Source organism: Hyphomonadaceae bacterium BL14 (assembly GCA_027627705.1).
Classification (GTDB): domain Bacteria; phylum Pseudomonadota; class Alphaproteobacteria; order Caulobacterales; family Maricaulaceae; genus Oceanicaulis.
In genome coordinates this window covers 2,431,764-2,451,233 of record CP091242.1, presented here as the reverse complement: position 1 = coordinate 2,451,233, position 19,470 = coordinate 2,431,764, and the positions used below count along the sequence as shown (strand labels likewise).

At 67.7% G+C, this 19,470-nt stretch carries 20 protein-coding genes and 1 pseudogene; 11 read left to right on the top strand and 10 right to left on the bottom strand.

Going from position 1 to position 19,470, the window contains the following annotated elements:
• Window positions 1-52: 52 nt before the first annotated feature.
• On the top strand, window positions 53-1,411 hold the full coding sequence (locus L2D00_11970; GenBank protein ID WBQ12559.1) for a trypsin-like serine protease: 1,359 nt from the start codon (window positions 53-55) through the stop codon (window positions 1,409-1,411).
• A gap of 7 nt (window positions 1,412-1,418) precedes the next feature.
• Here the strand turns inward: L2D00_11970 and L2D00_11965 are convergent, their stop codons facing one another.
• Window positions 1,419-2,099, bottom strand: coding sequence for a zinc-ribbon domain-containing protein (locus tag L2D00_11965; protein WBQ12558.1), 681 nt, complete (start codon window positions 2,097-2,099; stop codon window positions 1,419-1,421).
• A gap of 75 nt (window positions 2,100-2,174) precedes the next feature.
• Between L2D00_11965 and ftsE the strand changes: the two genes are divergently transcribed.
• From ftsE to L2D00_11940, 5 genes are read left to right on the top strand one after another with little or no spacing between them, the layout of a single operon-like run.
• A complete protein-coding gene (gene ftsE / locus L2D00_11960) occupies window positions 2,175-2,894 on the top strand; it encodes a cell division ATP-binding protein FtsE (GenBank protein ID WBQ12557.1) in 720 nt (239 codons plus the stop codon).
• Window positions 2,891-3,790, top strand: a complete 900-nt coding sequence (locus tag L2D00_11955; GenBank protein ID WBQ12556.1) for a cell division protein FtsX — start codon at window positions 2,891-2,893, stop codon at window positions 3,788-3,790. Before ftsE ends, L2D00_11955 begins: the two co-directional genes overlap by 4 nt.
• Window positions 3,787-4,398 (top strand): YdcF family protein, encoded by a 612-nt coding sequence (locus L2D00_11950; GenBank protein ID WBQ12555.1) that lies wholly within the window; start codon window positions 3,787-3,789, stop codon window positions 4,396-4,398. Before L2D00_11955 ends, L2D00_11950 begins: the two co-directional genes overlap by 4 nt.
• Before the next feature lie 18 nt (window positions 4,399-4,416).
• Entirely contained in the window at window positions 4,417-5,136 is a 720-nt protein-coding gene (locus L2D00_11945; protein ID WBQ12554.1) for a 1-acyl-sn-glycerol-3-phosphate acyltransferase, read from the top strand.
• Window positions 5,137-5,141: 5 nt separating this feature from the next.
• Window positions 5,142-6,203 carry a DUF2125 domain-containing protein gene (locus tag L2D00_11940; protein WBQ12553.1) on the top strand — a complete coding sequence of 354 codons (1,062 nt, stop codon included), beginning with the start codon at window positions 5,142-5,144 and terminating at the stop codon, window positions 6,201-6,203.
• 2 nt (window positions 6,204-6,205) lie between these two features.
• Here the strand turns inward: L2D00_11940 and L2D00_11935 are convergent, their stop codons facing one another.
• The 4 genes from L2D00_11935 to L2D00_11920 form a co-directional block, all read right to left on the bottom strand.
• Entirely contained in the window at window positions 6,206-7,471 is a 1,266-nt protein-coding gene (locus tag L2D00_11935) for an FAD-dependent oxidoreductase (GenBank protein ID WBQ12552.1), read from the bottom strand.
• Window positions 7,472-7,639: 168 nt separating this feature from the next.
• Entirely contained in the window at window positions 7,640-7,861 is a 222-nt protein-coding gene (rpmE, locus tag L2D00_11930; protein ID WBQ12551.1) for a 50S ribosomal protein L31, read from the bottom strand.
• 255 nt (window positions 7,862-8,116) lie between these two features.
• A complete protein-coding gene (locus L2D00_11925) occupies window positions 8,117-9,133 on the bottom strand; it encodes a peptidoglycan -binding protein (GenBank protein ID WBQ12550.1) in 1,017 nt (338 codons plus the stop codon).
• Between the two features lie 2 nt (window positions 9,134-9,135).
• Window positions 9,136-10,155 carry a hypothetical protein gene (locus L2D00_11920; GenBank protein ID WBQ12549.1) on the bottom strand — a complete coding sequence of 340 codons (1,020 nt, stop codon included), beginning with the start codon at window positions 10,153-10,155 and terminating at the stop codon, window positions 9,136-9,138.
• A gap of 141 nt (window positions 10,156-10,296) precedes the next feature.
• Between L2D00_11920 and mtaB the strand changes: the two genes are divergently transcribed.
• Both mtaB and ftsY read left to right on the top strand, forming a co-directional pair.
• Window positions 10,297-11,625, top strand: a complete 1,329-nt coding sequence (mtaB, locus tag L2D00_11915; GenBank protein WBQ12548.1) for a tRNA (N(6)-L-threonylcarbamoyladenosine(37)-C(2))-methylthiotransferase MtaB — start codon at window positions 10,297-10,299, stop codon at window positions 11,623-11,625.
• Complete coding sequence (gene ftsY / locus L2D00_11910) at window positions 11,622-12,872, top strand: signal recognition particle-docking protein FtsY (GenBank protein ID WBQ12547.1); 1,251 nt, start codon at window positions 11,622-11,624, stop codon at window positions 12,870-12,872. The genes mtaB and ftsY overlap by 4 nt, the downstream gene beginning before the upstream one ends.
• A 10-nt stretch (window positions 12,873-12,882) precedes the next feature.
• On the opposite strand, the gene L2D00_11905 is transcribed toward ftsY, so the two are convergent.
• A complete protein-coding gene (locus L2D00_11905; GenBank protein ID WBQ12546.1) occupies window positions 12,883-13,518 on the bottom strand; it encodes a malonic semialdehyde reductase in 636 nt (211 codons plus the stop codon).
• A gap of 198 nt (window positions 13,519-13,716) precedes the next feature.
• Here L2D00_11905 and L2D00_11900 point away from each other — a divergent pair, with 198 nt between their 5' ends.
• The 3 genes from L2D00_11900 (at window position 13,717) to L2D00_11890 (ending at window position 17,580) form a co-directional block, all read left to right on the top strand.
• Entirely contained in the window at window positions 13,717-15,867 is a 2,151-nt protein-coding gene (locus tag L2D00_11900; GenBank protein WBQ12545.1) for a TonB-dependent receptor, read from the top strand.
• 131 nt (window positions 15,868-15,998) lie between these two features.
• Window positions 15,999-17,162, top strand: a complete 1,164-nt coding sequence (locus L2D00_11895) for a PepSY domain-containing protein (protein WBQ12544.1) — start codon at window positions 15,999-16,001, stop codon at window positions 17,160-17,162.
• A 25-nt stretch (window positions 17,163-17,187) separates the two neighbouring features.
• Window positions 17,188-17,580 carry a hypothetical protein gene (locus tag L2D00_11890; protein ID WBQ12543.1) on the top strand — a complete coding sequence of 131 codons (393 nt, stop codon included), beginning with the start codon at window positions 17,188-17,190 and terminating at the stop codon, window positions 17,578-17,580.
• A gap of 22 nt (window positions 17,581-17,602) precedes the next feature.
• Here the strand turns inward: L2D00_11890 and L2D00_11885 are convergent, their stop codons facing one another.
• From L2D00_11885 to L2D00_11870, 4 genes and pseudogenes are all read right to left on the bottom strand, one after another.
• Window positions 17,603-17,818 (bottom strand): NifU family protein, encoded by a 216-nt coding sequence (locus tag L2D00_11885; GenBank protein ID WBQ14510.1) that lies wholly within the window; start codon window positions 17,816-17,818, stop codon window positions 17,603-17,605.
• A gap of 138 nt (window positions 17,819-17,956) precedes the next feature.
• Window positions 17,957-18,163 (bottom strand): annotated as a pseudogene (locus L2D00_11880) (NifU N-terminal domain-containing protein).
• Window positions 18,164-18,242: 79 nt separating this feature from the next.
• Entirely contained in the window at window positions 18,243-19,064 is an 822-nt protein-coding gene (locus L2D00_11875; GenBank protein ID WBQ12542.1) for a histidinol-phosphatase, read from the bottom strand.
• Window positions 19,065-19,066: 2 nt separating this feature from the next.
• Window positions 19,067-19,456 (bottom strand): helix-turn-helix transcriptional regulator, encoded by a 390-nt coding sequence (locus tag L2D00_11870; protein WBQ12541.1) that lies wholly within the window; start codon window positions 19,454-19,456, stop codon window positions 19,067-19,069.
• Window positions 19,457-19,470: the final 14 nt, after the last annotated feature.

Below are 19,470 nucleotides of genomic sequence, written 5' to 3'. Positions count from 1 at the left end.
CCAAGCGCCGCGAACGCGCTAGCTTGGCGCGCCATACGAGGGGGATAGTCTCATGAAACGTATTTTGCACCTGTCAGGGCTGGTCAGCGGGCTCGCCGCGATCGCCGCCGCTGCGCTGTTGGCGGCTGAAGCGCCCGCCCGCGCCGATGAGCTGGCTCTGCCAGCCGGGTTTTCCAGCCAGCCCGGATCGCGCGATTACACCCGCCTTCTGCAGACGGTGCAGCGCCCCTCCAAACCCGCCCCCGCATCAGCCGGCCGGCCCAGCGCCACGGGCCCGTTGGGAACCCATTCGGGCAATGACAGCTGCCGCTGGGCCAATGACGGCGAGTGCGACGAACCCGGCATCGGCACCGGTGCCTGCACGGCGGGCACGGACTACTCTGATTGCTGGCGCATCATTACCGGGCTGGAGGACGATTCCTGCCAGTGGGCCAATGACGGCGAATGCGACGAACCCGGCATCGGCACCGGTGCCTGCACCCAGGGCACAGACCGCACCGATTGCGGCGAGATGACCGGGCTGCGCTTCCGCAATGACAGCTGTACCCGCGCCTTTGACGGTATTTGCGACGAACCAGAGATCGGCACGGGCCGGTGCGAGGCGCGCACGGACCGGGCCGATTGCGCCGGACGCACCCGTCCGCTGACCATCAATGATCACTTCTTCGGCCATGACGACCGGGTCCTGATGGACACTGGCGTGTTCCCCTGGTCAGTGGTGGGCCGGGTCCGGTTCGAAACCGGCAGCCAGTGCACCGCCTCGCTGGTGGCCCCCAACGTGCTCGCCACCGCAGCCCATTGCGTCAGCGATGAGGGCCGCATCCGGCCCGCCGGCCTGTTCGAGACGGGAGACGGCCTGCCGGGTGGCACGCGCACGGCGCGCGTGGTGGACGTGCTCCTGGACCCCGAATGGGACGAAGCCCAGTTCAGCGCCGGTGACGATCTGGACGGCACTGACTGGGCGCTTTTGCGCATCGACGCGCCGCTGGGCGACGAGTTGGGCTATCTCCAGCCGCTGGCGCTGGTCGACACGCGCGGCGAGACACGCGCCCGCGAGGTCCAGCTGAGCCAGGCGGGTTATTCCTGGGACACGGGCAATAACCTGTCGGGCAATGAGGCCTGCCGCATCCTGGCCGCGGTGGACGACAACACCATGTCGCATGATTGCGACACCACGCGCGGCGATTCCGGTTCGCCCTTCCTGATCGAGGAAAACGGGCGCTGGCATGTGGTCGCGGTGGATTCCAACTTCCGGCGCAATCCCGACGGGCCGATGATCTATATCGCTGCGCGGGCCGACCGGTTTGCCGGGCTGGTGAGCGAGTTTGCCCAGGGCCGGATCGGTCAGGGGGGATTGCGTCCGCGCGGTCCGGGCAAGCCAGGTGCGCTGGAGCCCGTCAAGAGCGAGTAAGCCCGTTTCAGCCCTCGACCACGACCTCGACGCGGACTGCCGCGTCGGGGGGTGCCGTCATCATCGTGCGGAAGCGTTCAGCCCCGCCGCCGGGCAGGGCGGTGGATTCCAGCATCACAAGCCATTCGGCAAGCACCTGACCGTCCGCGTCCAGCGCCATCGCCTTGAGCGGGGCCGTGCGGCGGATGCGCCCGGTGGTATTCCGCACCACGCCTTCCACCACCAGCGCCGGAGCGCCATCGTCGGAGTCTTCAAAACTGGCCACCAGGTCTTCCACCGCCAGGCCGAGCGGATGGGTCTCCAGACCGATTGCCGCATAGGCCCCGGCTGCGCGCGGGAAGGCCGATACGACATCGGCGCGCATCAGCACCGCACCGCCCATCACCACAGCGAAGGCCGCGGCGACGCCAATCCAGCCCGCACCTTCAACCGCCAGGCGCGTCTTGCGCCGGCGCGCTTCAGACCGGGCGCGGATCGCAGCCGCGGGTTTGTCGCGCAAGCTCGGGGCCGGAGCCGGTTCCGGCGCGGCGGATGCCGGGCGCTCGGCCGGTTCGGACAAGGTGAGCGCTTCGGCCTCCACCTGCCAGCCATGGCCGCAGGATGCGCAGCGCACCCGTCCGCCGCGCGCCTCGAGGGCGGCAGGCTCGACGCGGTATTTTGCATCACAGCTGGGACAGGTGACGATCATGGACGCAGCGCTCGCTTTTCCTGCATAGTTGATGGCGCATTCCGCCACACGGACTTGTTCCCGGACCGCAGAGCGATGACCCTGAACCCCCGCCCCGCACCGGACCTGTCGCACAGCCGTGACCCGGCGGTGCGCTTTGATTCGGTGGGCCTTCGATATGGGCGCGGCCCCGAGATTCTCAGCGATCTCAGCTTTGATTTACCAAGCGGAAGTTTCCATTTCCTCACCGGACCGTCCGGGGCCGGGAAAAGCTCGCTGCTGCGCCTCATCTATCGCGCGCGCCAGCCCTCTCGCGGGCTGATCAGCCTGTTCGGACGCGACACCTCCCTGATGCCGCGCGACGCACTGCCCGGACTGCGCCGCCGGATCGGTGTGGTGTTTCAGGATTTCCGTCTCCTGGAGCACCTCAGCGTCTTCGATAATGTGGCCCTGCCCCTTCGGGTCGCCGGTCAGCCACGCGTCAGCTATGCCGATGATGTGGCAGACCTTCTGGCCTGGGTGGGTCTGGGTGAGCGCATGCATGCGCATCCCGCCAGCCTGTCCGGCGGCGAGCAGCAGCGCGCCGCCATCGCCCGCGCGGTGATCACCAGGCCGGAACTGCTGATCGCGGATGAGCCCACCGGCAATGTGGACCCGGCCATGGGCCGGCGGCTGCTGCGCCTGTTCGTGGAGCTGAACCGGCTGGGTGCCACCGTGCTGATCGCCACCCATGACATTACACTGGTGCGCGCATTGGACGCGCCTGTGCTGGAGCTGGCCGACGGGCGTCTGGTCAGCCGTCCGAGGACCGCATGAGCGCGCCGGACAAACCCCGCCGCCCCGCGGCCCTGCTGCCGCCCGATCACGCCCGGGACCGGCCGCTGTTTGCCGTGGCAGCAATCCTGGTGTTTCTGGCGAGCCTGGCGGGCTTTGGCGCTGCGGGGGCCTGGCAGGCGGCCGAAGGCTGGACCGCCCAGCTGTCCAGCGAGCTCACCGTCCAGCTGATCGCCGAAGATGCCCGCGACGCGGATGCCGATGCGGTGGATGCCGCGTCGCAGATCGCGCGCCTGCCGGGTGTTGTTTCGGCTGCCGCCCGCAGCCGGGCCGATGCCGAAGCCTTGCTGCGGCCCTGGCTGGGCGGGGCCGGCCTGCCGGATGACCTGCCTGTCCCGCGCCTGATTGCGGTGCGCGTGGATCCGGATGCGCCGCCCGCGCCCGGCGCCATCGAGGCTCTGCTGCGCGATAACCCCTATGACATCGTGGTGGACGATCACGCGCGCTGGGAAGCCGCCGTGCAGCGCACGGCGGGTGCCGTGCGATATTTCGCGCTGGGACTGGTAGCGATCCTGGCGCTGGCGGCGGCAGCCGTCATCGCGTTCGCCGCGCGCGCCTCGCTGGCGGCGCGCTGGGATGTGGCCGAAGCCCTTCATCTGGTGGGCGCGCCGGACCGGTATGTCACCGGGATTTTCCAGCGGCGCTTCTTCTTTCTGGGCCTGAAAGCCGGCATCGCAGGAGCTGGCCTGGCGGCGCTGGCCGGCTATGGCCTGGCCCACGGGGCAGGCGCAGCGGGCGCCGTCTTCTTCCTGCCGGTTCCGGCGCTGGGCTGGAGCGCGGCGGCGATTGCGCCGGGTGCCGCTCTGGCCTCCGCCCTGATCGCCGCAGGTGCCGCGCGACTGGCCGTGACCGGCGAGCTGAAGGCGCGCTGGCCATGAGCGGCGTGCTGAGCCTGGCCCGCTTTCTTGCCTTCGTCGCGCTGTTCACCCTGGCGGCGGGCTTCGCCCTGTTCGTGCGCGAGGCGCGCAGCCTGGGTCCGGACCCGGCGGCAGAGGCGGCGGGCGTGGTGGTGCTGACCGGCGGCGGTGGACGCGTGGCCACAGGTGTGGAGCTCTTGCAGGTCGGCCGGGCCGAACGCCTGCTGATCTCCGGCTCCAATCCGGGCAGCCCACCCGCCGATATTGCCGCTGCGGCCGGGGCGCCGGCCGGTATTTTCGAGTGCTGCGTGGATATCGGGGTGGAAGCCTCCAACACAGCAGGCAATGCGCTGGAGATCACCGCCTGGGCGCGGGAGCGTGGCTATGGTGCCATTCTGGTGGTCACCAGCGATTACCACATGCCGCGCGCCCTGCTGGAGTTGCACGCTGCCGCGCCGGAGCTGGCGCTGATCGCCCACGGGGTCCGCGCCCCCGGACCGTTGAGCAGCCCCGGTCAGGGGCGCCGCTGGCTGCAGGAATACTTTAAATATATTGCTGTTTTCGTGCGTGAACGCGCGGCCGGGCGCACCCGTGCAGACCGTATGGCCGCCGAAAATCCGCCTGCCTGACCCTCGCAAGGACACCCCATGGCCTGGATCGGTTCAATCGCGTTTGTCGTCTGGATGTACGGCCTGATGGCGGTGCTCGGGATCGTGTTCGCCCCCACCCTGCTGGGGCCACGCAGCTGGACGCGCCGGGCCTTCCGCGTCTATCTCGCTCTGGTGTTTGGCGGCCTGCAGGTATTGTGCGGCATCCGCTATGTGGTGCGTGGACGCGAACACATGCCCGCGGGCGGGGCGCTCGTGGCGTCCAAGCACCAGTCCATGTTCGAGACGCTGGCCTTCTGGGCGATCCTGCCCGATCCGGCGATTATCCTGAAAAAAGAGCTCGCCTTGCTGCCCGTCTTCGGCTGGTACGCCATGAAGCTTAAGAACATCAAGGTGGACCGGTCCGCCGGCGCCAAGGCGCTCCGCGACATGCTCAAGCAGGCCCGCGAGCGCGCCGGCGAAGGCCGCCAGGTGGTCATCTTTCCCCAGGGCACCCGCCTTGAGCCGGGCGGTACCGACACCTACAAGCCGGGCGTGGCGGGGCTCTACAGCGCCATGAAGGTGCCGTGCATTCCTGTGGCGCTCAATTCGGGCCTGTACTGGCCCGCCCATGGCTTTTTGCGCCGGCCCGGGACCATCGTGGTCGAATTCTTGCCTGCCATTGCTCCGGGCCTGTCGAAAGACGCCTTTCTGGCCGAACTTGAAACGCGTATCGAGACCGCCTCCAGCGCCCTGCTGGTCCAGACAGAAAAGCGCTGACACCCATGAGCCGCAATCCGCCCTCGCGCCTGGCCCTGCTGGCACCTTTTGCCATCATGGCGGTGATTATCGTGCTGCACGGTGTCTACTGGGTGTTCATGTCGGGCCAGATCCGCACCGCGGCGGACGGCTGGATCGCCAAGCAGGTAGCGGCGGGCTATGGCGTATCCCATGAGGGCCTCAGCGTTTCAGGTTACCCGTTCCGCTTCTCGGTCCGCGCGCTTGCGCCTGCCCTCGCCGCACCGCCGGAAGCGGGCGGATGGTCCATGACGTATGAGCGCGTGGCGGCCAGTGCGCAGTTCTACAATCTCAATCACTGGATTCTGGTGCTGGACGGGCGTGGCGAGCTCGCCACGCAGATCGACGGACATCCCGCGCGCTACGCCATCGAGGCCGCGTCCGCACGCCTGTCCATGACCGGCAATAATGGCGCGAACACGCGCATCGGTGCCGAGGCGGAGGCCCTGGCGGTGACCGCACTGGAGGGTCCCGAGCCCGTTTTCGCGCGGATCGAGCGGCTGGCGATGACCGGTCTGCTGTCCGATGCCGATGTCTTGCGCCTGCGCCTTGACATGACCGGTGCCGATATCGGCACGGGCGTTCTGCCGGAGCGGCTTCTGGGCGCGTTTGGCCCGCGCGCCGGGATAATCCGCCTGCATGCCGACCTCACTGTCTGGAGCGCGCTGGCCGGCAGCGTTGATCCGCTCGCCTGGACCCGCGGCGGGGGCGCGCTGGAGGTCAACCAGGCGCTGCTGGACTGGGGCCCAGCACAGGCCAGCGGGTCAGGCCAGCTCCGGCTGGACGAGGCCTTGATGCCGGAAGGGCGCCTGAGCGTGGTGGTGTCCAACCCGGAACGGCTCGCCGGTGCGCTGGTGACGGCGGGCCTGGTCAATGAAGAACAGGCCCAGGCGCTGCGTCTGGCCGCCCTGATGGCGCCGCCGCGTCAGGATGGCATCGCCCTGCCCTTCCGCCTGCAGGACGGCGCGGTGTTTCTGGGGCCGGCCCGGCTGGGCGCAACGCGCCGCACAGGCCTTGAGCCCGGCCCGTCTGACACCGATCCGACCTGAAATTACAGGCTGAGGGTCTCGCCGCGCAGGAAGGCGGGCAGGTCGCCGATCTCGCCGCCGGCTGTGCGCATGAAAAAGCGCCGCGCAGCCGGTACGCGGTCCACCAGCGACAGGCCAAGGCCGCGTACGCCGCGGACCAGGGCGTGATCATTGGAGAACAGGGCATTGACGCCATGGGTGCCGAAGACCAGCGCCGCGGAGTCCGTGCGCCGCCAGCGGTCATACCGCGTCAGGGTCACCGCTGCGCCGAGATCCAGCCCGGCGCGCTTGGCTTCGATGAGCACTTCGGCTAGAGCCGCCGCATCGCGCACACCCAGATTGAAACCCTGACCGGCAATCGGGTGGATAGACCGGGCGGCATCACCCACCAGCGCCAGGCGCGGCGCGATGAAGCGTTCGGCCAGCACCAGGCCCAGCGGGTAGCGCCAGCGCGGGCTCGCCACCCGCACGGCCCCCAGAAAATCACCGAACCGCGCCTCCAGCGCCTCCTGGAAACCGGCCTCGTCCATGGCGTCCAGCGCCTGGGCGGCCTGCGTCCGTTCGGTCCAGACCAGGCTCGACCGGTTGCCCGGCAGGGGCAGGATGGCGAACGGGCCCGACGGCATGAAGACTTCATAGGCGACACCGTCATGGGTGCGCTCATGCTCCACCGTCAGCACCAGTGCGGACTGGCCATAGGCGCGCCCCAGGCTGCGAATGCCCGCCTGCTCGCGCAGGGGCGAGGCCTTGCCGTCGCAGGCCGCCACGAGGCTGGCCTCCAGTTCGCGTCCGTCGGCCAGGGTGACAATGGCGCGCCCGCGTGCCTCGCTCATGCCGGTGACCCGCGCCGGCGCGATCATGGTCAGGCCCGCCTCTTGCGCGGCGCGCGCCAGGGCCAGCCGTGTATGGCGGTTCTCCGCCATCCAGCCGAGCGGTTCGCCGTGAGAACCGGGATGAATTTCGCGCCGGTCGAAATGCAGCTGATCCGGCCCCGGGCCGCCGCGCCTGAGCCCGTCCAGCGGCCGGGAATCCACCACCAGAATGTCTTCGATGCGCTGGGCATGGGGTTCGAGATGGGATGCCGCGCCGACGGCTTCGAGCATGCGCCAGCTGGTATAGGCCAGCGCCGAGGCGCGTCCGTCAAAGGCAGGCGCGGTGCGCGTGTCCAGCGCCATGGCGTCGATCAGCGCCACGCTGAGACCGGCCCGGTGAAGGGCCAGCGCCAGGGTCAGCCCAGCCAGGCCGCCGCCGGACACCACCACATCACCAGAGAAAATACGATTGCTCATGGGCTCAAGCATAGCGCAGCGCTGCCGTCAGAAAAGCGCCACGGCGCCGCAGGCGCAGCGCGCCGGCCGCCGGAAAAGAAAACGCCCGCAGCCGAGGGGGGGCTGCGGGCGTTCTTCTAAAGACCCTGATGGAGCTGAGCTCTCGTCCGATCGAGGGGGAATGGACGGTTAGACACCAAAGCCTTTGAACTTGTCCTTGAAGCGCGACACGCGGCCGGCGCGGTCCACCAGGGTTTGCGACCCGCCGGTCCAGGCCGGATGGGTGCGCGGGTCAATGTCCAGATTGAGGACATCGTCTTCCTTGCCGTAGGTGGAACGGGTCTTGAAGCGGGTTCCGTCCGTCATCACCACCTCGATGAAGTGGTAGTCGGGGTGAATATCCTGTCTCATCGCGCCGCTCCGGCCCCTGTGATCCGCGACGCCCGAAGGCCATCGCCATGATTTTCTGTATCGAACTCTTCGGACCGTTCTGCTTGCAAGGCCATTAACCTTGCAATTGCAATCCTGCCGAAATTGAGCGGCGGTGTATATACCCGGGTTAAGCGCACTTCAACCCACAAAAGGCACCACGTGTCCGGTCAAGGACTTAGGCAGCAGCGGCCAAAAAACTTCCTGTGGATATCCGCATCCGGATGAGTTTACGCCTCAGCGTGCGTCCAGTTTCAACTCGATACGGCGATTGCGCGCATAGGCTTCGGCGGTCCGGCCCTGGGCGATGGGGTGGTGTTCGCCAAAGCCGGCGGCCAGCAGACGCCGAGACGGGACGCCGCGCGATTCCAGATAATTGATCACTGACAGGGCACGCGCCGTCGACAGCTCCCAGTTCGACCGAAAGGGGGCGTTGGGCCCCAGCGGCACCCGGTCGGTGTGGCCATCGACGCGCAAGACCCAGTCGAGATCGGACGGCAATTCGCCGATCAGCTGCAAGATCGCATCGGCGATGGGCGTCAGCGCCGTCCGGCCCTCATCGGACAGTTCGGCCGAGCCGGACGCGAACAGGACATCGGTCTCGAACACAAACCGGTCGCCCGAGACCCGGACGCCGGAGCGGTCGCCCAGCACTTCCACCATGGCCTCGAGAAAGTCGGACCGGTAGCGGGCCAGACGCGCCACTTCGCTGGCCAGCGCCGCGTTGAGGCGGCGGCCCAGATTGACCACTTCGGCGCCCAGCTCCGCCTCGCGCGCCTCGGCAGCGTTGAGGGCTTCATTGAGCCGGGCCAGCTCCTCGCGCAGGGCCGCCATCTGGTTGTTGAGCAGCGCGATGGTGGCCTGGGCCTCCTGGCTCAGCGCTTCTTCCTCTTCCAGCGCCGCCTGTGCGGCGGCGAGGCCCTCGCGCATGCCGGCCATGGAGGCTTCGAGATCTGCGTTCACCGCGGCCAGCTGGTCGCGCTCGGTCTCCAGCCCGCTGACCCGCAGCGACAGGCGCTCATTATCGCTGCGCGCCAGATTGAGCTCTTCGGCCAGCGTGGACAGGCGCGCATTGAGCTCGGCCAGCTGCTCGTCACGGCCTGTGAGCGCCGTGGACAGGGCGAACTGCCCGGCGGTGAACACGGCCAGCAGGAAGACGATGACCAGCAGCAGCGTCGCCAGCGCATCGACGAAGCCGGGCCAGTAATCGCCCTGGTCGCCCTGGTTCTGCTGAAGATGGCGCGGCAGAGCCATGGCTAGCGGTCCTCGCCGCCGCCGCGTTCCCGGTTGATGCGCGCCTGGGCTTCCAGCGCGCGCACCAGCACCTTGATCTCGTCACGCAGGAGGCGCGCGGCCTCGCGCTGGCTTTCGGCCGAATCCTCGGCGAAGCGCGCCATGATGGTTTCCAGCTGGCGGGTGTGACGCTCCAGCGTGTGCGACAGCCGGTCGAGCGCATCGGCGCTCTGCTCCAGGAGCGCGCCCACATAAGCACCGCCCGTGTCATCGCCCGCCCCGGCCGGACCGGCCGCAGACAGCCGCGAGATGGAGGACAGCCATTCCTCCACCTCGTTGTAGAAGCGGTTCTGGGCCCGGCTCGCCTGCAGCTCCAGAAAGCCGATGATCAGCGAGCCCGCCAGACCGAACAGGGAGGAGGCGAAAGCCGTGCCCATGCCCTGGATCGGTTCTTCGATGGCCGACATCAGCGCCATGGCGTCGGTCTCGCCCGCGCCGGTCGCAGTCGCCGACACCGCCCGCACGGCCGCGCCCACATCGGAGACCACCAGAAGCAGGCCCCAGAACGTGCCCAAGAGGCCCAGGAAAATCAGCAGCCGGCCAAAATAGCGCGTGAACGCTCCGCTTTCGGCCATGCGCGCAGCCACTGAATCCAGCACCACGCGCGCGGACCCCGCCGTCATGCGCGAGCGCCCGTCCGCCGCGTCGGTGATCAGCGCCGCCATGGGCGCAATGAGGGCCGGCGGCTGGGGCAGCTGATCAGGGTGTTCGGCACCATGCAGGCGCACCAGCCAGCGCGCACTGGGACCGATGGCCAGCGCCTGCTGGAAGGTATAGGCCACGCCGATCACCAGCACGGCCAGGATGACGCCATTGATCGCCGGGTTCGCTTGGAAGGCCGTGGCCAGGGGCTCGTAGAGCGCCGCGCACAGCGCGGCCACAGCGCCGATAAACACCGCCATCCACAGGATATACTGGCCCGGTCCGGTGAAACGCGCCTTGCGCGGAACGGGCTGGCGGGTGGCGGAGTCGTACTGGGGCATGGAAATCCCTTGAGACAGCGGACACGGGTCAGGGTTGGCCTCATTGGCCATGAAAGGCAAGGCTTCGGGCGGAATTTGGGCGGGCCCCAACACACGCGCCCGGCTTGACCCGTGGGCGGGGCGCGCCCACTTTGCGCGGCCATGACCACCATCAAGGACATCCCGGCCACGACGGCGTCAGACGCGGCCCCCCAAACGGCGGCACGCGAGGGCGTGGAGATCATCACGTTCGGCTGCCGGCTCAATGCCTGGGAGAGCGAGGTGATGCGCGATCATGCACGCGCCGCCGGCCTTGAGGACACGATCATTCTCAACACCTGCGCGGTGACGTCCGAAGCGGTGCGGCAGGCGCGCCAGACTTTGCGGCGGCTGCGCCGCGAACGTCCGGATGCGCGCCTGATCGTCACCGGCTGCGCCGCCCAGATCGAGCCGGAGCGCTTTGCGCGCATGGCCGAGGTGGACGGCGTGCTGGGCAATGCCGAGAAGCTGCGCGCCGAGAGCTTTCGCGCTCTGGCGGTTGAGGGCGGCGAGCGGGTCAGTGTCGGCGACATCATGAGCGTGACCGAGATCTCGCCCCATCTGGTGGACGGGCTGGAAGGACGCGCGCGCGCGTTCGTGCAGGTCCAGACCGGCTGCGACCACCGCTGCACCTTCTGCATCATCCCCTATGGACGCGGCAATGCGCGCTCAGCCCCGGCGGGCGATGTGGTAGAGCAGGTGCGCCGACTGGTGGAGACCGGCCATAGCGAGGTCGTGCTCACCGGCGTGGACATGACCAGCTGGGGCGGCGATCTGCCGGGCGCGCCCAAGCTCGGCCGGCTGGTGCGCGCGATCCTGAAACAGGTTCCGGACCTGAAACGCCTGCGCCTGTCCTCGATCGACGCCATCGAGATCGATGACGATCTGATGCGGGCCATCGCGCAGGAAGAGCGGCTTTGCCCCTATATGCATCTGTCGCTGCAGGCAGGCGATGACATGATCCTCAAGCGCATGAAGCGCCGCCATCTGCGCGCGGATGCGATTGCACTGGCCAGGCAGCTGCGCGCCGCGCGCCCGGACATCGCGTTTGGCGCCGACCTGATCGCCGGCTTTCCCACCGAGACCGAGGCGATGTTCGACAACACGCTGCGCCTCATTGAAGAGTGCGATCTGGCCTTCGTGCACGCCTTCCCGTTCTCGCCGCGCCCGGGCACGCCGGCTGCGCGCATGCCCCAGCTGGACCGCGCCGTGATCAAGGACCGAGCCGCCCGCCTGCGAGCGGCGGGGGCGGCGGCGCTGACGCGGCATCTCGACCGGCACCAGGGCGGCGAGCTGGAGGTGCTGATGGAGCGCGGCGGTCAGGCGCGCGCGGCCGACTTCACGCCCGTGCGCATCGATGCGCCGGCCCGGCCCGGCGCGCTGGTGCGCGCGTCGATCACCGGCCATGACGGCCAGGCGCTGGTCGCACGCGCGCTGGAGGCCGCATTATGAGCTGGTTCCGCTTCGGCTTCGGCAAGAAGGACGAAAAGCATAAGGATAACGGGCCCAAGGACGCCGGGGCCGAGGAGGACGGGGCCAAGGACAACGGGGTGGAGGACGCAGCACCTGTGCCGGCTGCGCCCGACACCATTCCCGAGCGGATCCGCTACACGCCCGAACCGGATTATCCGGCTGAAAGGGATGTAGAGCCTCTGCCCGCGCCCGCGCCAGCTCCGGAGGATGACCCGGCGGTGTCCCATGCGCCGGAACCCGACGCGCCCTCTGCCAAGGACGCGCCGGTTGAAACGCCCGTGGTCAAGGCCGAGGCCCCCGCGCCGGAGGCCAGAGGCCTGTTCGCGCGACTCGCCTCGGGGCTGAAGAAATCCTCATCGCGCCTGACCGATGCCTTCACCACCGTGTTCGCCCGGCGCAAGCTCGACGATGCGGCGCTGGAGGAGCTGGAAGAGCTGTTGATCTCCGCCGATCTGGGCGCCGCTGCGGCGGCGCGGGTCACGGCACGCCTGGCGCGCGACAAATTCGATGCGGAGATTACCGGTGCCGAGATCCGCGCCGCGCTGGCCGATGTGGTCGCCGAGACGCTGCAGCCGTGCGAGCAGCCTCTGGACATGTCCGGCCCGGCGCCGCGCGTGGTGCTGTTCGTGGGCGTCAACGGATCGGGCAAGACCACCACGCTGGGCAAGATCGCGGTGAAAATGACGCGCGAGGGCGCGTCCGTCATCACGGTGGCGGGCGATACCTTCCGCGCGGCCGCCGTGGAGCAGCTGGATGTCTGGTCACAGCGCGCGGGCGCGCGCTTCATGAGCCGGCCCATCGGGTCGGATGCGGCGGGGCTGGCCTATGACGCGGTGGAGACCGCGCGGCGCGAGGGCGCGGACGCGGTCCTGATCGACACGGCGGGGCGGCTGCAGAACAAGACCGAGCTGATGGATGAGCTGCGCAAGATCGTGCGGGTGATCCGCAAGATGGACGAGACCGCGCCCCACCACGTGCTGCTGGTGCTCGACGGCACGGTGGGCTCCAACGCCCTGTCCCAGGCCGAGGCCTTCATGGAGGCGGGCGGGGTGACCGGCGTGATCATGACCAAACTGGACGGCACCGCCAAGGGCGGCGCGCTGGTCCAGGTGGCTGAACGCTACGGCCTGCCCATCCACTTCATCGGCGTGGGCGAGGGCGAGGCGGATCTGCAGGCCTTCAACGCCCGCGATTTCGCGCGGGCGCTGGCAGGCCTGACCGGCTGAGCCGGTCAGGCTAGCTCAGAATCTTCGCCGCCGTATCGAAGCTCAGCTTGGGCAGGCGGGGGAACAGAGCGTCCTGCGTGCCATAACCCAGATTGATCAGGAAATTGGAGCGCCAGGTGCCCATGTCCGGATCGGCCTTGAAGAAGGTCTCGTCCACGCCTGCCTTGTCGAAACCCGACATGGGCCCGCAATCAAGGCCCAGCGCGCGCACGGCCATGATCAGATAGGCACCCTGGAGCGAGCTGTTGCGGAAGCCGTTTTCAAACCGCGCCTCGTCGCCGGCAAACCAGTCACGGGCACCGGGATTGTGCGGGAAGAGCTCCGGGATCTTGTCGTGGAAATTCCAGTCCCAGGCGAGCACCACGGTCACCGGCGCGGTCAGCGTCTTCTCGATATTGGCTTCAATCAGATGCGGGCGCAGTTTGGCCTGGGCCTCGCCCTTGAGAAACAGGAAGCGCGCCGGGCTCTGATTGGCGCTGGTGGGGCCGAACTGAAGAAGGTCGTAAAGCGCCTGCAGCGTCGTGTCGGACACATCCCGGTCTTCCCACGAATAGAAGGTGCGCGCCCCGCGGAACAGCTGATCGAGCGCATGGTCGCTCAGCGGCTTGTGACGGTCGGCGAGAGCGAGCGGGGCGGTGTCGGTCATGGGTAAGTCTCCAGTGTCTGCGGTCAGGCGTGAACGCTGCAGCGAGACATAAGGCGGCGGCGCGCGCCTCACCACCCCGGAAGCGGGAAACACGCTGTTTCAAAACCGGAAAGCCAGGCGACCCGGACCTCTTCAGGAGAAATTGACAGGTGAAACTCTCCTGCGTATGAGACCTATTCTCATTCGCAGGAGGTGGTTATGGGGTTTCGTATAGCGCTTTTGGTGTCGGCCAGCCTGACGGCCGGTCTGTGCGGGACAGGGGCCATGGGACAGGAGGTTGCGCCGCCCGCAGCAGCGCAAGCCGAAGACACCGGGGATACGGTCATCATCACCGGACGGGCCCAGGCGCTCTATCGCGTTGGCGAGATCGAGGGCGGCAAGCTGCCGGTGGAGCCGCTATTATCGACCCAGACCATCCAGGTCATCAATGCGCAGCTGATCGAGGACCAGGGCGCGCGCGACGCCCAGGACCTGTACCGCAATCTCTCCGGCGTCAGCGTGTTCAGCTATGCCGGCGTGACGGCGCGAGGCTTCCGCCAGGAAGAGAATTTCTTCGACGGTTTGCGCGGGGACCCGTATGCCGGCTTCTCCGTGCCGCAGCTGTTCAACGTGCAGCGCGTTGAATATCTCAAAGGCCCTTCGGGCATGCTGTACGGCCCGGGCGCGCCGGGCGGCCTGTTCAACTACGTCACCAAAAGGCCCGGCGAGGGTGACATCCTCGATACCTCCCTCGTGATCGGGACCGAGGGCCGCTATGGCACCTCCGTCGAGGTCGAGCGCCGCCTGTCTGATCGGGTCTCGGCACGCGGCGGGCTTTTTTTCGAGCACATGAACCAGCCGCGGCGCAACGCCGACAGCACGACCGAGATCTTCGACGCCGGGCTCAGCGTCGATCTCGGCCGCGGTGAGATCGTCCTGCAGGCGACGCGCTATGATCAGGATCTCGGCGGCAACCGCCTGCGCGGCGTGCCCACAGACAATCTTGGTAACTTCATCACTGACCGGCGGTGGAACCATAACGAGGAGAGCGACTTCCTTCGCCTTGAATCCAATGTGCTGCAGGCAAGGGTGGATTACGCGCTCACCGATGATCTGGTGATTGACGTCGGCCTGCGCTGGAATTCGGGCGAAGAGGTGCAGCAATATCACGAGCCGCGCGGCCTGTTCGATTCCAACGGCGACGGCGCAGTCGACGCGTCGGTGCGAGAATTCCGCGACCAGATCCGCAGTGGTGAAAGCCTGTCCTTCGGGGCCAACGCCATCTGGTCGCACAGCTTCGGCGCAGTGGACAACCGGCTTCTGGCTGGCGTGGACTGGTTCACCATGGAAATCGATTTCCTCGGCTTCTCCCTGCGGGGCCGCGCCACACCGACCGCCGGACTCCCCACGCCGCTCTCGTTGTTCGATCCGCAGTACGGTGTGACCGATCCCTCAACTTACGCCCTGCCGCCGCGCAGCCGGTACTCCCTGACCGCCAGCGAACAGAACCGGGCGGGCGCCTACTTGCTGAACGAAGCCACGCTGGGTGACTTCATCGGCGTCATCGGCGTGCGACGCGACCTGTTCGAGGACACCAACCTCGTGACTGGTGCCAGATTCGAGGACGAGGCGACCACGCTGCGCGCAGGCCTGGTCTATCGGGTGCGTGAAGATATCTCGCTGTTCGCCCAGTGGGCGGAAAGCTTCGAGCCGCAGAGCATCGGCGCGCAGAGCCCATTGGCTGGCGGTCCGTTTGATCCGCAAAAAGGCGAGATTTACGAGGCCGGGGTGCGCACCGAACTGATGGGCGGGCGGCTTCAGTCCTCGGCTTCGATCTACGAGATCACGCGCTCAAACGTATTGCAGTCTGATCCGCGCGGCGATGTGGGCGGCGACGGCGTCGATGACTTCATCGCCTTCGGCGAAGTGACCAGCGAAGGGTTCGAATTCGACGTCACGGCCGACATCACCCCGAACTGGGTCGGCACCGTGTCCTACGCGTACAACGACACGCGCATCACCGCCGATAACGGCAGCGGCGGCTTCTCCGTCTCGGTGGGCGACCGGTTCGCCAACGCGCCCGAACACACGCTGGGCTTCTGGACGCGCTATCAATTCCCGGAGCTGAACACGGCCATCGCCTTCGGCGGCGACTATGTGGACGTCCGCCAGTCGATCTCCGGCCAGAAAGTGCGGCCCTATTTGGTCTTCGACGCCTCGCTGATTTACGAAACCGATGCCTGGCGCGCGGTCCTGAGAGCCGACAACCTGTTTGACGCGACCTATGCGGCCTCCGGCTTCATCGACCGGACCGGGCACTTCCCCGGCGCACCGCGGTCGATCTTCCTTGAGCTGACCCGGCGGTGGTAGAGTGCGCCGCCAACCGTCCAGACGCCGCTCCAAATCCTTCCGCAGCGGCGTCTGCGCGCCCGGTCCCGGGCGCGAAGCCGGTGAAGAAGCGGTCGATATGGTGGCGCCTGCATCAGTGGGCCGGCCTGCAGATGTCGCTGTTTCTGGCGTTCGTGTTCATCACCGGCACGCTGGCGGTGTTTTCGTACGAGCTGGACTGGATGGCGCGCCCGGCCATGTGGGTTGCGCCAACTGCGGCGGAGGAGCGGGTCAGCTGGGGCGCGGTGGGCGAGGCCGCGGCGGCGCATGCGCCTGACGCCGTGGTGCTGAACGTCTATGGGCCGCTTCACCCGGCCTCAACCTTTGACGTGCTGATGCGCGGCGAGGACGGGCCGTTTCACATCTATGTCCATCCGCGCACCGGCGAGGTGACCGGGACGGGGCCCTGGCCCGGAATTCAGCGCTTTCTCAGGAACGCCCACCGCCATCTCATGATCCCGGTAAAATGGGGCGTGTCGCTGGTCAGCCTCGCGGCGGTGTTCCTGGCGGTCAGCCTGGTGACCTCCTTCTGGGTCTACAAGAAGTGGTGGCGGGGCTTCTTCCGGCTTCCGCAGGGGCGGACCGCCCGCGCCTTCATTGGCGATCTGCACCGCTTTGGCGGGCTTTGGTCGATCTGGTTTGTCGTGCTGATGGTGATCACCAGCCTGTGGTATTTCGCCGAGCAATGGGGGGGCGCGGCACCGTCTCCCAATCCGGCGCGCCCGCCAGTGGCCGCGCAGATGCACGCGCTGGCTGATCCGCACGCCGCCTTGCCCGCCGCCTCGCCCGGCGAAGCCGTCGACCGCGCGATCGCCCGCCTTCAGGCCGCGCGGCCCGATTACCGGGTGCAACAGGTTTACTGGCCCCGCGGAGAGGACGGCCTGTTCCAAATCCAGGGCTATTCCGACAACGCCATTCTGGTGCGCCCGCGCGCCAATGTCGTCTGGGTGGATCCTGCCACAGCCGGGATCGCCGGCGCCGCCGATCCCGGCGCCCTTAGCGTGCACACGCGCATATCCGAGGCGGCCGATCCTTTGCATTTTGGCACGTTCGGCGGCTACTGGACCAAAACAATCTGGTTCGTGTTCGGCGTTATCCTGAGCGCGTTGGCCGTGACCGGCGTGGTGATCTATGTCTTGCGCATCGCCAAGCAGGATCGCATCCCGGCACGCTGGATCACGGGCCTTGTCGCGACCTGGCGCGCCATGGGCAGGATCCGATGGGTCGCGCTGGGACTGACTTTATTGCCGTTCATTCTCGCCCCGGCCGTCCTGTGACGGGACCTTCAAAAGGAGTAAACCCATGAGAATGTTTGTGATGATGGCCGCCCTCACCGCCGCGCTGGCGTCGCCTGCAGCGCTCGCGTCTGATGATGACGATCATTTCGAAGGCCTGCCGGCCGAGACCCTTGATGAGGCGCTGATCAATCTGCGCAGTAATTTGCCAGCCCTGGAAACGGCGCTGGCCGGCGAGCTCGACGAAGTCTCGATGAACGAGATTCACGAGCTGACCTATACCCTGGAAAACGCCATGGAACGGGTGCGCCTGGAGGTGATCGCCCTCCAGGCGGAGCTTGAAGCGCTGCACCTGGCATCGGAGCAATGGGAGGCGGATGGCGTGCGCCGTCATGGCGCGTCCTTCTCGCAGGGCGCGGCCAGGCTCGCGGGCGGTGAGGCTGCAGCCAGCACGCCTTAATTGTGCCGGGCCGGAGGCGGCCTTAAACCACCGCCTCCACGCCGGTCACTTCAGGCACGTAGTGCTTGAGCAGGTTCTCGATGCCGTGCTTCAGCGTCATGGCCGAGGACGGGCAGCCGGCGCAGGCGCCGCGCATGTGCAGCTGCACCACGCCGCTGTCAGCGTCGTAGGCGTGAAACACGATATCACCGCCATCGCGGGCCACGGCCGGGCGCACGCGGGTGTCGATCACCTCCATGATCTCGCGCACAATGCCTTCCGCCTCGCCGGTATATTCGGCATGGCCGGTGCCGGCGGATTCGCCAAACAGCGGCTGGCCGGACTGCACCGCATCCATGATGACGCCCAGGATGGCCGGGCGGATCTGGATCCAGTCGGCCTCCTCGCGCTTGGTGACCGAGACGAAGTCGGCACCGGCGAACACGCCGACCACGCCGTCAATGGCAAACAGCTCGCGCGCCAGCAGGGAGGACGCGGCCGCTTCAGGCGAGGCAAAATCGCGGGGCGTGCCGGGGGCGATCTCCTGACCGGGCAGGAATTTCAGCGTGTCGGGATTGGGGGTGATTTCAGTCTGAATGAACATGTCGGGCCACCTTTGCTCTGTAACACAGATGGCCTGACCGCGTGCGCGGTTCAACCCTTGGCGATCTGGGGGCTCTCGCTCAGGCCGCCGCCGGTGAGAGATGCTCCAGCGCCAGCGCATGCAGCTCGGCGTTCGCTGCCGCCACCACCTGCCCGCCCTCATGACACGCACCGCCGCGCCAGTCGGTCATGACGCCGCCAGCCCCGGTGACCACAGGGATCAGCGCCGCGACGTCCCACGCCTTGAGCCCGCTTTCCACCACCAGATCGATCCCGCCCAGCGCCAGCGCGGCATAGCCATAGGCGTCCAGCCCAAAGCGGCGCACGCGGGCCCGGGACGCCAGGGCGGCGAATGCGCCCGCTTCAGCCCCGCCGAACAGGCCCGGATCGGTTGTGGAGATAATGGCGTCTTCAATCCGGCTGACGGCCCGTCCGCGGGTGCGGATGGGCTGACGGCCAAGCCCGCGATCCAGCCAGGCCGTCTGGCCGGTCAGACCGAGAAACCGCTCGCCGGTAAACGGCTGGTCGATCACGCTGGCCACGGGACCGCCGGGCCCGCTGACCGCGATCAGCACGCACCAGGTGGGCAGGCCGGCGATGAAAGCGCGGGTGCCGTCTATGGGATCAATGATGAAGGTGCGGCCTGTCGCAGAGGGCGTGGCCGCCTGCTCCTCGCCCAGCACACCGTCTCCGGGGCGGTGCTGCGCGATCAGGGCGCGCAGGCGCGCCTCGACCTCACGGTCGGCGGCGGTGACGGGATCATACTCCGCGTCCGGTCCGGCGGATTTTGATTCAGACATGATGCCGGTACGGAAATGCCGGAGCGCCAGCGGACGCGCAGCGTCCGCCAGCGTCTCCAGAAACACCAGCTCGTCCTTCAGGTCCGGCCGGGCCGGCGGCACGATCAGGCGGCGTCAGACTTGCTGTCAGGATCCAGCGAGCGCGCCAGCTCGAGCAGGCGGCGGCGCGGGCGCTCATTGAGCCGGTAATAGGCCCGGATCAGGTCCAGCGTTTCTTTCTGCGACAGGATATCCGCAGCGATGTGTTCGCCCTCGGGCACTGCGCTCTCGCCCCGGCCCGACAGGCCTTCGTAGAAATACTGAACCGGCACGTCGAGCGCTTCTGCGATCTCGAACAGACGGCTGGCGCTGACGCGATTGGCACCGCTTTCGTACTTCTGCACCTGCTGGAAGCGAATCCCGACCGAAACAGCCAGCTGTTGCTGGGTCAGGCCGAGAAGACGGCGGCGGCGGCGGATTCGTTTTCCGACGTGATGATCAATTTCATTAGTCATGGCACTCAATTCCT

Bases quoted from the DNA above. Each gene is read 5' to 3' on its own strand.
- L2D00_11970 (WBQ12559.1), top strand. From the start codon at position 53: ATGAAACGTATTTTGCACCTGTCAGGGCTGGTCAGCGGGCTCGCCGCG.
- L2D00_11965 (WBQ12558.1), bottom strand. From the start codon at position 2,099: ATGATCGTCACCTGTCCCAGCTGTGATGCAAAATACCGCGTCGAGCCT.
- ftsE (WBQ12557.1), top strand. From the start codon at position 2,175: ATGACCCTGAACCCCCGCCCCGCACCGGACCTGTCGCACAGCCGTGAC.
- L2D00_11955 (WBQ12556.1), top strand. From the start codon at position 2,891: ATGAGCGCGCCGGACAAACCCCGCCGCCCCGCGGCCCTGCTGCCGCCC.
- L2D00_11950 (WBQ12555.1), top strand. From the start codon at position 3,787: ATGAGCGGCGTGCTGAGCCTGGCCCGCTTTCTTGCCTTCGTCGCGCTG.
- L2D00_11945 (WBQ12554.1), top strand. From the start codon at position 4,417: ATGGCCTGGATCGGTTCAATCGCGTTTGTCGTCTGGATGTACGGCCTG.
- L2D00_11940 (WBQ12553.1), top strand. From the start codon at position 5,142: ATGAGCCGCAATCCGCCCTCGCGCCTGGCCCTGCTGGCACCTTTTGCC.
- L2D00_11935 (WBQ12552.1), bottom strand. From the start codon at position 7,471: ATGAGCAATCGTATTTTCTCTGGTGATGTGGTGGTGTCCGGCGGCGGC.
- rpmE (WBQ12551.1), bottom strand. From the start codon at position 7,861: ATGAGACAGGATATTCACCCCGACTACCACTTCATCGAGGTGGTGATG.
- L2D00_11925 (WBQ12550.1), bottom strand. From the start codon at position 9,133: ATGGCTCTGCCGCGCCATCTTCAGCAGAACCAGGGCGACCAGGGCGAT.
- L2D00_11920 (WBQ12549.1), bottom strand. From the start codon at position 10,155: ATGCCCCAGTACGACTCCGCCACCCGCCAGCCCGTTCCGCGCAAGGCG.
- mtaB (WBQ12548.1), top strand. From the start codon at position 10,297: ATGACCACCATCAAGGACATCCCGGCCACGACGGCGTCAGACGCGGCC.
- ftsY (WBQ12547.1), top strand. From the start codon at position 11,622: ATGAGCTGGTTCCGCTTCGGCTTCGGCAAGAAGGACGAAAAGCATAAG.
- L2D00_11905 (WBQ12546.1), bottom strand. From the start codon at position 13,518: ATGACCGACACCGCCCCGCTCGCTCTCGCCGACCGTCACAAGCCGCTG.
- L2D00_11900 (WBQ12545.1), top strand. From the start codon at position 13,717: ATGGGGTTTCGTATAGCGCTTTTGGTGTCGGCCAGCCTGACGGCCGGT.
- L2D00_11895 (WBQ12544.1), top strand. From the start codon at position 15,999: ATGTCGCTGTTTCTGGCGTTCGTGTTCATCACCGGCACGCTGGCGGTG.
- L2D00_11890 (WBQ12543.1), top strand. From the start codon at position 17,188: ATGAGAATGTTTGTGATGATGGCCGCCCTCACCGCCGCGCTGGCGTCG.
- L2D00_11885 (WBQ14510.1), bottom strand. From the start codon at position 17,818: ATGGAGGTGATCGACACCCGCGTGCGCCCGGCCGTGGCCCGCGATGGC.
- L2D00_11870 (WBQ12541.1), bottom strand. From the start codon at position 19,456: ATGACTAATGAAATTGATCATCACGTCGGAAAACGAATCCGCCGCCGC.